We start from the raw sequence: 11,821 nt of genomic DNA on the forward strand, positions 1-11,821 counted from the left end.
TTTGTCATAAATCACATGTACGTTTTCATAAGTTTCATCATAGTTGGTCATCGTTACGTAATACAAATTCAACTTGTGCATGTTGTGCTCGTGGAAGTCTTTTTGCGATAAAGCTTCGGTTAGTTCGCGACCTCTGTCGGTTCTAAAATTGAAGAAAATCACTACGTCATCGTTTTGTATTGTTGCCAAAGGTTGGTTGTTGCTATCAGTTTTTACCAATGGCAAGATAAATTCATCCGTAACGTTTTCGGCATAACTATCGGCTATGCTTTGGACTAAATTGGTTGTGTGTTTTCCAATGCCGTTCACCACTAAATCGTAAGCCAATTTGACGCGTTCCCATCTTTTGTCACGATCCATGGCGTAATAACGCCCAACAACTGAAGCTATTTTGACCGAAGTATTTTCAATGTATTTTTCCAAGTCTTCAATATAACTTTTACCCGATTTTGGGTCAACATCTCTACCGTCAGTAAAGGCATGCACAAATACGTTTGATAAACCAAATTCTTGTGAAGCCTCAATCAAACCGCGCAAATGAGAAGTGTGAGAATGCACACCACCGTCGGAAACCAACCCCAAAAAGTGAACGGTTTTATTATTGGTTTTAGCGTATTCAAAAGCAGCTACCAAGGGTTTTTCCTGTGCCATGGTTTTGTTTGCTACCGCCAAGTTAATTTTGGCCAAATCCTGATACACGATTCTTCCGGCGCCAAGGTTCATGTGGCCTACTTCGGAATTTCCCATTTGTCCTTCGGGTAAACCTACATTTAAGCCGTCGGTTCTGAGTTGGGCATTCGGATATTGCTTGTATAAACCTTTAATAAACGGAACATTGGCGTTGTCTATAGCGGAAACTTTCGGGTCGGGAGATTTGCCCCATCCGTCTAAAATCATCAGGATTACTTTCTTGTTCATGAGTTGCATTTTATCCCGCAAAGATAGGGGATAAATTTGATTTTTTAGAAGCGTTCTCTCGTTTTAGGTTTGCTAAACGAATTGTAAAATCGGGAATTTTTAACCGAATTGTAATCGATAAAATAACGAATACTAATAGAAAACACGTGGTTTAAATTCTCATTGTTTACGGCATCTCGCAGGTTAGATTCAAACTGTCGGTCGAATTCTCTGCTGAACAAACCGGAATTGTTGCGGTATAGAATAGACAACTGACTTCCCGGAGCAAACCACCAAGAATAGGTTAAATCCAAATTCCACAAGTTGAGGTTTGAATTTTTGTTTTCTAAATAAGTAGTATTTTCCGAAAACCCACCATCATCTTGCAAAGTCAGGATGTCATGGTTGGTTACAAACGACCAATAATGGCGAACATTCAGGTTGAAGTTCATGGTGCTGTTTATAGAATACTTCCCTTGTATAGTATTGGTGTATGTAATTCTGTTTCTTCTGGCAAAAATCGTATTGTCGTTTTCATCAAAAGCAATCCAACCGATATTGTTGTTTTGTCTGTTAAATGTGAAATTGTAAATCAAGGCCAATCGGTCGCTAAAACGGTATCTCGGACTAACAACAAAGCCATAATTGACACGGCCTTTTTCGTTGAATTTTGTGGCAAACGGGTTAATGTCTAACGCCCACTTTCGGTTGTAGTTGCTGGAAAAATAGAAATAAGCATTGTAGCTTTCCGGTATCATTACGAACTTTTCTTCGTTGAAAGAACGGGGTTCGTAAAAATCATAAACTTTTAGCGGACTGATAGTGGCGCCAAAGCCATAATAGTCGTTCTTTTTATCGGTGGTATTAAAATTCAACCTCGAATAACCTGATTGGATGCGGCCGGTTCGATTGTCAAATTCCACATAATTGTTTAAGTTGGTAAAGAAGGTATTGAAAATCTTATTAGGGTTCAAAATGCGATAACTTGAGTTAAGGTAAAACCCATGATAATGTGTCTGGAAATTGATGCCTAAGTCGTTATTGTCAAAATCATCGGAAGCGTAAACACCACCAACACTGTAGCGGTATTTACCACTGGTTTCCCCTAAATTAAAATAAGCACTGGTGCCTTTTTTATCTTCAAGATCAAAATGATTGTTAATGTAACTGTACTTGAAATTCCCCGAAACATTATAGGTGTTTTTCTTGGTGTTCAAATCCCAAACCAAAGCAGTAACATTGGCATCTCTAAATTCACCATTGCGTGTTACATTAGTATTAACGAGTGAAATAGAAGAGTTTTTGCGAAAACGTTGGTCAAGTACCAATACATTATAATTGGTTAATGGCGATAGTGTTTCTAGTCGAGTAGTATTGGTGTCGTTGTTTCTTATGTGAACACTCGTTTTTTCTGAAACAGCATTCAAAACACCAATTCCCAATCCGCTTTTTGTTCGCCCTGAAACTTTAAAAGCATTGATTAGTTTGATAGTACTGGGTTGTTCTAAAACGGTTTCGTTTTCGGCTACGCTTAAGTTATCCGGAGTTTCTCCAATTCTGCGAGTATACAACAAATCACCTTTGTTAAACATATCGGTACCTTCGGTAAAAAATGGTCGGTTTTCGGCAAATTGTTGTTCAAAGGCTGTGAGGTTTAATTCAACATTATCAAATTTAGTTTGTCCAAAATCGGGAATCAATATGGCATCTAAAGTAAAGGCGTCGTTGATGCCGTATTTAATATCCATTCCGCCACGAAATTCTCCGTAAGTTTTTTGAGAAGTATTCGAATAAAAATAGTGTGATGCATAGGGAATTAAAAACAACCGCGTAGGTGTTTCAATATTTTCTATACCTTCTAAAATCCCGGCTTGTATGCTTTCGTTTTCGATTTTTCTATCTAAAAGTGACCAAGAGTATTGTTGGCGATCACGACGAATTTCTCTGTAAAAATTCAAACCCCAAGTTTGTTGTTTTTCAGGAGGAAAACGAAGGGCAGCATAGGGAATTCTCATTTCTACGGTCCAACCGAAGTTGGTAATTGCTACTTGACTGTCCCAAATGGCATCCCAAGAAAAATCTTCACCATAGGCTTCGGTATATACGCCGTCTTGTTGTACACCGGCGGCACTAACAAAAAAGCGAAATTCTTGTTGACCATCATTATATCCGTTGAGTAATACTCCAAAATGATCGGCTACAGCAAAGTCATCTCTTAAGGTAAACTCTCTCAAAATTTTATTGGGCTCATCATCATATAAAGTGGCAGCAATATAAATGGCACTGTTGTCATAGATGATTTTAACCTCTGTTTTTTTGCCTTCAGCAATGGGTTTTCCATTGTCCGGTTCAATCATGAGAAAGTCAGTGGCTACATCAGCATCAGCCCATGAGGCTTCGGTAAACTTACCGTCTATTACAATTTTTTCTGTGGTGCTTTTGGTAGAAAGAGTCTTCTTCTGACCAACAACCAAACTTGAAAAAAGTAGGGTCAAGTAGAAAAAAAAGTAAGAGGTTTTTGGCATTGAAGTTGTTGTTTGACAAACAAAAATAACTATTTAATTGATATTTCCAATTCCGGGCCAAAATTAAAACGGCCGACTTTTAAGGGTATAAAAGATTAAAATTCACTTAATTGATGTTGAAAAATTTGCTTTAGTTAAATTATGCTTTATATTTGCCCAACCCATGTCTCATGCTAAACCTATAAACTTCAATGAATTATAAGTCTTTTTCCTTAGTGTTTTTATTACTGTTGATGTCATTCGACAGTTTTCCTGATAAAACAAACCCGCCGGTATCGGTTGCTAAGATTACAGTGGCTGCCGAATCTAAAATGGTTGCCGTATACAACCAACTCGACGCTAATACTTTCGCTTTGCCAAGTCTTGAAAGTTTTTCAATAGCTTTGGAAGGATTTCAGCTTTTGAAAGACAAAGGCGTAATCAAGAAAAATATTTTGACTTTGGTTGATTTTAGTTTGTCTTCAACTGCTAAAAGACTTTGGGTAATCGATTTGGATAAAAATATTATTTTGTTCCAAACTCTTGTAGCACATGGCAGAAATACAGGCGAGGATGTTGCTAAGGTTTTTTCTAACAAAGCCGAATCTTTTCAGAGTAGTTTAGGTTTTTATGCCACTGCTGAAATCTATAATGGTAAACATGGTTTGTCCCTCAAATTAGATGGTTTACAAAAAGGATTGAACGACAAAGCACGAGACAGAGCTGTGGTTATTCATGGTGCCGATTATGTTTCAGAATCATTTATCAAACAAAACAAACGTCTGGGCAGAAGCCAAGGTTGTCCGGCGGTTCCGGTTGAAATGAATGCCAAAATTATCAATGTAATTAAAGACAAATCCTGTTTGTTTATCTATCATCCAACCGCTAAAGAAGAGATTGTTGCCAAACTAAATTCGTAGTTTTTTCAACATCACATAATGTTTGCCAATTCCCTCAATATCGAAAGCATCCCCATGTATGTTGTATCCTAATTTTTGGTAAAAGCCTATTGCGTTTTCACGGGCATTGAACCAAATCAGTTGGCAATCGGATTCTGTCAACAAATTTTCACAATACTGAACCAATTCTTTGCCAAAACCTTTACCTTGGTTGTGCTCCAAGACAGCCATTCCCCTGATTTGTATTTGATTGGTTGCTTCAAATTGCCTATTTGCATTTTCATATAGTGAAATAATCCCTTGTAATGCATCATTTTCAAATAATCCATAATGCTTAGTGGTGTTTAATTCATCACCCTCAAAACAGCAAGAGGTAAAAGGTTGGCCCTTTCGGAGTACCGAATGACGCACGGGATAAGTTTCATTTGCAGTAATATTTCGAATGGTTATCATAACAATTTTTATAACGTAATGGTTTTGTTTGGGTTATGAATCGTCTGTTGTTTAGCTGTAATTTTTTTGAAAAAAAATTTGCATCAAAGCAAACTTATTCTATATATTTGCACCCACATTAATGCGGAAGTAGCTCAGTTGGTAGAGCTCCAGCCTTCCAAGCTGGTTGTCGCGAGTTCGAGCCTCGTCTTCCGCTCTGAAATTTAAACCTCTAATTTTTGTTAGAGGTTTTTTTATTTTATTACCTCCAATCCTTGTTTTATCTTAAACGCAAATTTGCAAATTCAAGTACCGATTAAATTTTCAAAGTTCCTAAAAAAGTCAAATCAGTGTCAGGTGCCAATTCTTCGGCATTTCTGTTAGGCAGAAATAAGCGGGCTGTCAGCGGTCCTTTCAATACTATTTTTTCATTGTTTACTTCCAACCAACTCCCTTCGCGCAAACCTAAAACCGGAATGGCATTAAAAGCGTGGAATTCCTTGATTCTGGTTTCGCGAGTTTCCCCCATGTGTTTGCTATTGGTGTCAGGATCCAAGTAATGCGGGTTCAAATTAAACGGAATAATCCCTAAGGTTTCAAAACTTGGCGGATATACAATAGGCATATCATTTGTGGTTTGCATGTTGATTCCTGTAATGTTGCTGCCGGCGCTGGTGCCTAAATAAGGTGTACCGTTATTTAATACCTCTTTTAAAACCGACATAACTTTGTTTTCATACAATTGACTAACCAACAAAAAGGTATTACCGCCACCGGTAAAAATACCTTGAGCTTTTTGAACGGCATCGGCTGGATTTTCAAATTTATGTAATCCTATCACTGATTTATTAATCGATGTAAAAGCTTCACTAACTTTAGCAGTGTACTCATCATGTGATATTCCGCCCGGGCGAGCATATGGAATGAAAAGTATCTCTTTGCAATTTTTAAAATGTTGCTCTAAAGTTGGCAACAAATAATCCAAATAATTTCCCCCATGAACTGTAGAGGTGCTGGCAATAATTAGTTTCTTCATTTTTTAGCTGATTCTTCCCCAAAAGTAATGTATTTGCCGCTTTTATTTAACATAAAATTACCAGGTTGTTGGCATTTATTTAGGAAGGCCACCCAATATTTTTACCCTTTTAAGATTGTAAGATGAAAATTCATTTAATCATATTTTTTAGTTTATTGGCTGGAAATGGCGTGATGGCTCAAATGAATTCCCAAAAGATACTTAACGGAAAAGTTATTTCCGAGTTAGTTGATTTAGACGGTATTTATGTTGTTAATCTGAAAACAGATCAATCAACAGCCACAGAAAACGGTGGTTTTTTTACTATTAAAGCCGCTATTGGCGATACCTTAATGTTTTCAGCCTTGCAAATAAAAGGGATAAAAATAGTGATTGGCGAAGCCGACTTAAATAAAGAGTTATTTACTGTAAAGTTGGCACCTATGATTAATCGTTTGGATGAAGTTATAGTGATGCAATACAAGCACATCAATGCAGTAGATTTAGGGATTATTTCGCCCAACACCAAGCGCTACACACCTGCCGAAAGAAAGCTTAGGACAGCTTCGGGTGATGGAATTGCAGGAAATACTGATGGTAGCAGCGGCGCTTCAGTTGGCATAGATCCTTTACTCAATTGGATGTCGGGCAGAACGGCCATGTTAAAGAAAGAATTGGAAGTGGAACGAAAAGAAACTTTGTTACAAAGAATAGAAAATCAATTTGGAGTGAGCTATTGTGTAAATAAACTTAAAATCCCTTCAGAATATGTAAAAGGTTTTTGGTATTATATAGTTGATGAACCTAAATTTGTAGCAGCAATGGCGGCCAAAAACAAAGTCATGGCTGCGTTTGTCTTGACTGAATTGGCTACAAAATATATCAGTCTGCAACAAGAAAATGAAAAATAGTATGCTTACTTTTGAAAAAAAATAGTGAAGGACTAACTGATGAAACAACTTTTTTCTCTGATTATTTTTCTGAACGCAGCACTTGGATTTGCACAGTCCAATGAGTTGGTGTTTTTAAAAGGCAAAGTTATTTCTACCGTAAAGGAATTAAAAGAAGTCAACGTTTATAACCTGCGTTCTGAATCGGCTACTGCGACAGATGAAAATGGAAACTATTCAATGTTTGTAAAGGTTGGCGATACCTTACAGTTTCAGAGTTTGCAAATTGCAACAAAAAAACTGGTTGTGAGTGAAATTGATGTAAAGAAAACGCTGTTAGTTACCCAATTATTGCCAAAAGTAATAGCGCTGGAAGAAGTGGAAATTCAGGATCACAGTAATATTAATGCTGTTTCGCTTAGGATTTTAGACAAACCGGCTAAAAAATACACACCGGCAGAGCGCCGACTAAAAACAGCAACCGATATAGATGCTACTGCATCAGTCGGCATGATGGCTGGAGGTTCTATAGGCTTAGATCCGATTTTAAACGCTATTTCCGGAAGAACTGCCATGCTCAAGAAGGAATTGGAGGTGGAACGTCAAGAACGATTGATGATTAAAGTAGAGAATCAATTCAAGCCAGAGTATTTTACCAATCGCCTCAAAATTCCGGAAGAGTACGTTAAAGGTTTTCTGTATTACATTGCAGATGATGCTAAGTTGGGCGAATACATGAACAAAAAAAATAAAGGCATGGCCAAGTTCCGGTTGAGTGAATTGGCTTCTCAATATTTAACGTTGTTAAAAAACAGTAATCAGTAATCATCCATGAAAAACAGCATCAAAATACCTGTATTAATTTTTATTTTCATCGGATTGACCTCATTGACTGTCCATCGTTTTTATGTTGGAATTTATCAAGTAGATTTTGTTCCCCAAAAAAAACGGCTCGAAATCACCACCCGAATTTTTGCGGATGATTTGAATGATGCTTTGACCAAATCTTTTAAAAAACAAACCAATATCGGAGCTCAAAACGAAACGCCCGAAGATGTTACTTTGATGAGAAAGTACTTAGCAAGTCATTTCAAAATTTATCTCAACGACCAGCAAAAAAACATGAACTATCACAGTCATGAAATAGAAAATAACGTAGTGATTTGCTATTTAACCATCAAAGAAGTAACTAAAATTTCAAAGATTGAAGTAGAAAACAGTATACTTACTGAAGTTCATGATGAACAGCAAAACATCATTCAATTCAACAACAACGGCAAAAAACAAAACCTTTTATTGACTTCGTCAACCACTAAAGGAATGTTAAAATAGTTTTCTTTACTGTGGCTAATCCCAATTTTATCTTATTTTTAGCCCTTTAAAGTAAATTCTATGAAAAGCATTTTTCAGTTTGTAGCCTTATTATTTGTAATGGCTGTAGGTTTTGCCCAAGCCCAAGAAACGCCTAAAACTAATAAAGTAGAGGAACGTAATCCCGACAAATTCAAGCAAATGTACGATTTGTTAGCTACGCCTAATATGTACAGAACAGCCTCGGGAGCACCGGGACCGGAGTATTATCAGCAACAAGCTGACTACAAGATTGACGTTGAATTAGACGATAAAAACCAAAAATTATATGGTTCTGAAACCATCACTTATACCAACAATGCTAAAGAGGCATTGGATTATTTATGGGTGCAATTGGATCAAAATGAAAAAGCCAGAAACTCCAACTCTCCTTTGGTGGAAAACAGCAAAACCGATCCTGCTGTTTCAGTACAAGGTTTCTCCAGAAAATATTTAGAAGAAGACTTCGATGGCGGTTTTCGTATAGAGTATGTAAAAGATGCTCAAGGCAATCCTATGAAGTATACCATCAACCAAACTATGATGCGTATCGAGTTGCCAAAACTATTGCAGCACAAAGAAAAAATTACCTTTTCCATTAAATGGTGGTACAATATCAACAACTATATCATTGACGGCGGTCGTTCCGGTTATGAGCATTTTGAAAAAGACGGCAATAACTTATACGTTTTAGCCCAATTCTACCCGAGAATGGCTGTATACAATGATGTAGAAGGCTGGCAAAACATGCAGTTTTGGGGTTCGGGCGAATTTGCGCTGACCTTTGGAAACTATGAAGTAAACATTACGGTTCCGGCCGACCACATAATGGAAGCCACCGGAACTTTAATGAACCGAAACGAAGTTTTCACTCCGGAACAATTAAAGCGATATGCGCAAGCTGAGAAGTCATTTGACAAACCGGTAATTGTGGTAACCCAAGCCGAAGCCGAAGCAGCAGAAAAAGGTTTTTCGGACAAGAAAAAAACCTGGAAATTCAAAGCTGAGAATGTACGCGATTTCGGAATCTCTACTTCCAGAAAATTCATTTATGATGCCATGGCCGTAAAAACCGGAAGCACTATTTCGATGGCCATTTCTTTGTATCCGAAAGAAGGAAATCCGTTATGGGAAGAATACTCAACCCGAATGGTTGCTCACACTTTAAAAAGCTACTCTTATTACACATTTGATTATCCTTACCCTAAAGCAGTTTCTGTTAATGCCCGTGACCAAGGGATGGAATACCCAATGATTTGTTGGAATTTTGGTCGTCCCGATGAAACCGGAAAATATTCCGATCAAACCAAATACGGTATGTTGGGCGTAATTTGTCATGAAGTTGGGCACAACTATTTCCCGATGATAGTCAATTCCGATGAGCGTCAATGGACTTGGATGGATGAAGGTCTAAACTCGTTTATGGAATATTTAGCCGAGAAAACCTTTGATCCTAATTTCCCAACACGTCGTGGTCCGGCCAAAAATATCATACCCTACATGAGCGGTGATCAAACCGGTTTGGAACCTATTATGACCAATTCGGAGAGTATCCGTCAGTTTGGCAATAATGCTTATGGCAAACCGGCTACAGCATTAAATATTCTTCGCGAAACTATCATGGGACCGGAATTGTTTGATTATGCTTTTAAAACCTACGCCAATCGTTGGAAATTCAAACATCCAACACCTGAAGATTTTTTCAGAACAATGGAAGACGCATCGGCAGTTGATTTAGACTGGTTTTGGAGAGGTTGGTTTTATACTACCGATTGTAATGATATCGGAATCAAAGAAGTAAAAAAATACTTTGTGAGTAATGAACCTTCCAAAGAAGTTAGCGATTTTATGAAAACCAGACGCCGTCGTGATTCCAGAACGGGACCAATGGTGTATATGATTGCAGAAGGCAGTACCGATTATAAAACGGAGCTGAATAAGCCATTTAAGGTTTCTGATTTTCAAGCTTTGGAGGATTACGTGAGTAAGAATTTCACCGCTGAAGAAAGGGCCAAGCTCAACCAACCTAAGTATTTCTATCAAGTGACTTTTGATAAACCGGGCGGATTGGTAATGCCGATTATCGTCGAAATTACTTTTGATGACGGGACTAAAGAAAACCACTACTTCCCGGCACAAATTTGGCGCAAGAACGATAAGGAAGTCAGCCGAACTTTTGCCACTCAAAAGGCAATTGCCAAAATTACAGTCGACCCTAAAGAAGAAACGGCTGATATCGATACGTCAAATAATACTTGGCCAAAAACAGCAGAGAAATCGAAATTTGATTAAGTTAAGTTTGTAACTTTGCAAGCTCATTATAAGAAGTTTTAAGATATGCTTGGATTTGGTTTTGGCGAATTAATTTTTATCATCTTCATCGCGTTGATGCTGTTCGGCTCTGATAAAGTGCCCGAAATAGCCAGAACTTTGGGTAAAATTATGGCTCAACTCAAAAATGCCACTAACGAAATCAAAACCGAAATCCAAAAGAGTGCCGAGGTAAAAGAATTGAACGATTCTGTAAAAAGCATCACCGGGACTTTTACAGAAGAGGTTGATAAAGTGAAAAGTAGTGTGGATCAAGGCATTTTGCCCGAGATTAAACAAGCTGCCGAAGATTTAGAATCAATGTCGGGACCAATCAAACGCCAAATGTAATGCTCGAAAAAATTGTCCAACTCGACAAGCAAGCGCTCGTATATCTCAACGGTTTAGGCTCGGAACAATGGGACGGATTGTGGTTGATAATTACCAAACAGCAGTATTGGGCACCGATATTTTTGTTGGTCTTCTATTTATTACAAAAGAAAATCGGTTGGAAAAACTTTGGCTATTATGTGCTTTTTATAGCGGTTATGGTATTGATATGCGACCAAACGGTGAATCTTTTTAAATACGGTTTTGAACGTTTGCGTCCTTGTAATGATTTGGAAATCGGGGATATTATCAGAAGGGTTAAGAAAAGTAGTTCTTTTAGCTTTTTTTCCGGTCATGCTACCAATTCAATGGCTTCGACAGTGCTGACTTTTATGATTTTGAAACGCTACTACAAACACGCTTACTTATTGTTTTTATTCCCGTTGATTTTTGCTTACAGTCGCATTTACCTAGGCTTGCATTTTCCAACGGATATTTTAACCGGTTACGCCTTTGGTGCTATCAGCGGTTATTTGGCTTATAAGTTGTATGCAAAATACATCCTTCGTACTTCGTAATTCGTACTTCAAACTTATTACTTTACTCTCGACACGGTTAATCCGTCGCGTATAGGCAACAAAACGGTGGCTACTCTCGGGTCGTTTTTCAGCAACTGATTGTATTCCATAAGGAGTTTGGTAGTTTTGTCATTGGCTTTCACTTCTTCCACTACTTTGCCGCTCCATAAAACGTTATCTGATAATATAATACCGCCTTGATTCATTATCGGAACTATAGCATGGAAGTAGTTGATGTAATTGTCCTTGTCAGCATCAATAAAAACCAAATCGTATTTTTTCCCAAGTGTCGGGATAATGTCCAATGCCGGACCTAAATGTTGGAAAATTTGACTACTCCATTCGCTGCGGTCGAAATATTTTCGTTGAAAGTCAACCAATTCTTCATTAACGTCTATGGTATCAATTGTACCGTTTTCCGCCAAACCTTCGGCCAAACACAAAGTGGCATAACCCGTATAAGTTCCGATTTCCAAAATGTTCAACGGGTGGATGATTTTCGACAACATACTCAAAACGCGTCCCTGAAAATGCCCGCTCAACATCCGTGGTTGCAGGATTTTCAAATGGGTTTCTCTATTCAACTGCGCCAACAATTCGGGTTCGTCTTGGGAAT

12 protein-coding genes and 1 tRNA gene are annotated in these 11,821 nt (G+C 37.9%); 8 read left to right on the forward strand and 5 right to left on the reverse strand.

All coding sequences use genetic code 11. From position 1 onward, the window contains the following. Together gpmI and ACIQ32_RS09665 are read right to left on the reverse strand one after the other, a co-directional pair. On the reverse strand, nucleotides 1-918 hold a 918-nt coding region (gpmI, locus tag ACIQ32_RS09660; protein ID WP_396195482.1), incomplete at its 3' end, for a 2,3-bisphosphoglycerate-independent phosphoglycerate mutase. 44 nt (nucleotides 919-962) lie between these two features. Then, nucleotides 963-3,422, reverse strand: a complete 2,460-nt coding sequence (locus tag ACIQ32_RS09665; protein ID WP_396195483.1) for a DUF5916 domain-containing protein — start codon at nucleotides 3,420-3,422, stop codon at nucleotides 963-965. Between the two features lie 191 nt (nucleotides 3,423-3,613). Here ACIQ32_RS09665 and ACIQ32_RS09670 point away from each other — a divergent pair, with 191 nt between their 5' ends. After that, nucleotides 3,614-4,321 carry a murein L,D-transpeptidase catalytic domain family protein gene (locus ACIQ32_RS09670; RefSeq protein WP_396195484.1) on the forward strand — a complete coding sequence of 236 codons (708 nt, stop codon included), beginning with the start codon at nucleotides 3,614-3,616 and terminating at the stop codon, nucleotides 4,319-4,321. On the opposite strand, the gene ACIQ32_RS09675 is transcribed toward ACIQ32_RS09670, so the two are convergent. Beyond that, on the reverse strand, nucleotides 4,310-4,753 hold the full coding sequence (locus ACIQ32_RS09675; RefSeq protein ID WP_396195485.1) for a GNAT family N-acetyltransferase: 444 nt from the start codon (nucleotides 4,751-4,753) through the stop codon (nucleotides 4,310-4,312). The two genes, ACIQ32_RS09670 and ACIQ32_RS09675, sit on opposite strands and share 12 nt — an antisense overlap. A gap of 123 nt (nucleotides 4,754-4,876) precedes the next feature. Between ACIQ32_RS09675 and ACIQ32_RS09680 the strand changes: the two genes are divergently transcribed. Then, a tRNA-Gly gene (locus ACIQ32_RS09680) sits at nucleotides 4,877-4,949 on the forward strand. A 99-nt stretch (nucleotides 4,950-5,048) separates the two neighbouring features. Here ACIQ32_RS09680 and pepE read toward each other — a convergent pair. Continuing rightward, a complete protein-coding gene (gene pepE / locus ACIQ32_RS09685) occupies nucleotides 5,049-5,768 on the reverse strand; it encodes a dipeptidase PepE (protein ID WP_396195486.1) in 720 nt (239 codons plus the stop codon). Between the two features lie 122 nt (nucleotides 5,769-5,890). On the opposite strand from pepE, the gene ACIQ32_RS09690 reads away from it, so the two are divergent. The 6 genes from ACIQ32_RS09690 to ACIQ32_RS09715 are packed head-to-tail and all read left to right on the forward strand — an operon-like array spanning nucleotide 5,891 to nucleotide 11,205. Continuing rightward, nucleotides 5,891-6,658, forward strand: a complete 768-nt coding sequence (locus tag ACIQ32_RS09690; protein ID WP_396195487.1) for a hypothetical protein — start codon at nucleotides 5,891-5,893, stop codon at nucleotides 6,656-6,658. Nucleotides 6,659-6,697: 39 nt separating this feature from the next. Next, complete coding sequence (locus tag ACIQ32_RS09695) at nucleotides 6,698-7,462, forward strand: hypothetical protein (protein ID WP_396195488.1); 765 nt, start codon at nucleotides 6,698-6,700, stop codon at nucleotides 7,460-7,462. Nucleotides 7,463-7,468: 6 nt separating this feature from the next. Next, the gene (locus ACIQ32_RS09700) at nucleotides 7,469-7,969 is read left to right on the forward strand and encodes a DUF6702 family protein (protein ID WP_396195489.1); all 501 of its coding nucleotides are present in this window, start codon (nucleotides 7,469-7,471) and stop codon (nucleotides 7,967-7,969) included. A 60-nt stretch (nucleotides 7,970-8,029) separates the two neighbouring features. After that, nucleotides 8,030-10,279, forward strand: coding sequence for a M1 family metallopeptidase (locus ACIQ32_RS09705; RefSeq protein WP_396195490.1), 2,250 nt, complete (start codon nucleotides 8,030-8,032; stop codon nucleotides 10,277-10,279). Between the two features lie 45 nt (nucleotides 10,280-10,324). Then, a complete protein-coding gene (locus tag ACIQ32_RS09710; RefSeq protein WP_395633176.1) occupies nucleotides 10,325-10,648 on the forward strand; it encodes a twin-arginine translocase TatA/TatE family subunit in 324 nt (107 codons plus the stop codon). Then, nucleotides 10,648-11,205 (forward strand): phosphatase PAP2 family protein, encoded by a 558-nt coding sequence (locus tag ACIQ32_RS09715; protein WP_396195491.1) that lies wholly within the window; start codon nucleotides 10,648-10,650, stop codon nucleotides 11,203-11,205. Before ACIQ32_RS09710 ends, ACIQ32_RS09715 begins: the two co-directional genes overlap by 1 nt. Before the next feature lie 17 nt (nucleotides 11,206-11,222). Here ACIQ32_RS09715 and ACIQ32_RS09720 read toward each other — a convergent pair. Further along, on the reverse strand, nucleotides 11,223-11,821 hold a 599-nt coding region (locus ACIQ32_RS09720; RefSeq protein WP_396195492.1), incomplete at its 5' end, for an O-methyltransferase.

The sequence above is a fragment of the Flavobacterium sp. genome (genome assembly GCF_044373165.1).
GTDB lineage: Bacteria > Bacteroidota > Bacteroidia > Flavobacteriales > Flavobacteriaceae > Flavobacterium.

What these genes read in the sequence shown, in the direction of transcription:
- ACIQ32_RS09665 (WP_396195483.1), bottom strand. Translation starts at nt 3,422, where the DNA reads ATGCCAAAAACCTCTTACTTTTTTTTCTACTTGACCCTACTTTTTTCA.
- ACIQ32_RS09670 (WP_396195484.1), top strand. Translation starts at nt 3,614, where the DNA reads ATGAATTATAAGTCTTTTTCCTTAGTGTTTTTATTACTGTTGATGTCA.
- ACIQ32_RS09675 (WP_396195485.1), bottom strand. Translation starts at nt 4,753, where the DNA reads ATGATAACCATTCGAAATATTACTGCAAATGAAACTTATCCCGTGCGT.
- pepE (WP_396195486.1), bottom strand. Translation starts at nt 5,768, where the DNA reads ATGAAGAAACTAATTATTGCCAGCACCTCTACAGTTCATGGGGGAAAT.
- ACIQ32_RS09690 (WP_396195487.1), top strand. Translation starts at nt 5,891, where the DNA reads ATGAAAATTCATTTAATCATATTTTTTAGTTTATTGGCTGGAAATGGC.
- ACIQ32_RS09695 (WP_396195488.1), top strand. Translation starts at nt 6,698, where the DNA reads ATGAAACAACTTTTTTCTCTGATTATTTTTCTGAACGCAGCACTTGGA.
- ACIQ32_RS09700 (WP_396195489.1), top strand. Translation starts at nt 7,469, where the DNA reads ATGAAAAACAGCATCAAAATACCTGTATTAATTTTTATTTTCATCGGA.
- ACIQ32_RS09705 (WP_396195490.1), top strand. Translation starts at nt 8,030, where the DNA reads ATGAAAAGCATTTTTCAGTTTGTAGCCTTATTATTTGTAATGGCTGTA.
- ACIQ32_RS09710 (WP_395633176.1), top strand. Translation starts at nt 10,325, where the DNA reads ATGCTTGGATTTGGTTTTGGCGAATTAATTTTTATCATCTTCATCGCG.
- ACIQ32_RS09715 (WP_396195491.1), top strand. Translation starts at nt 10,648, where the DNA reads ATGCTCGAAAAAATTGTCCAACTCGACAAGCAAGCGCTCGTATATCTC.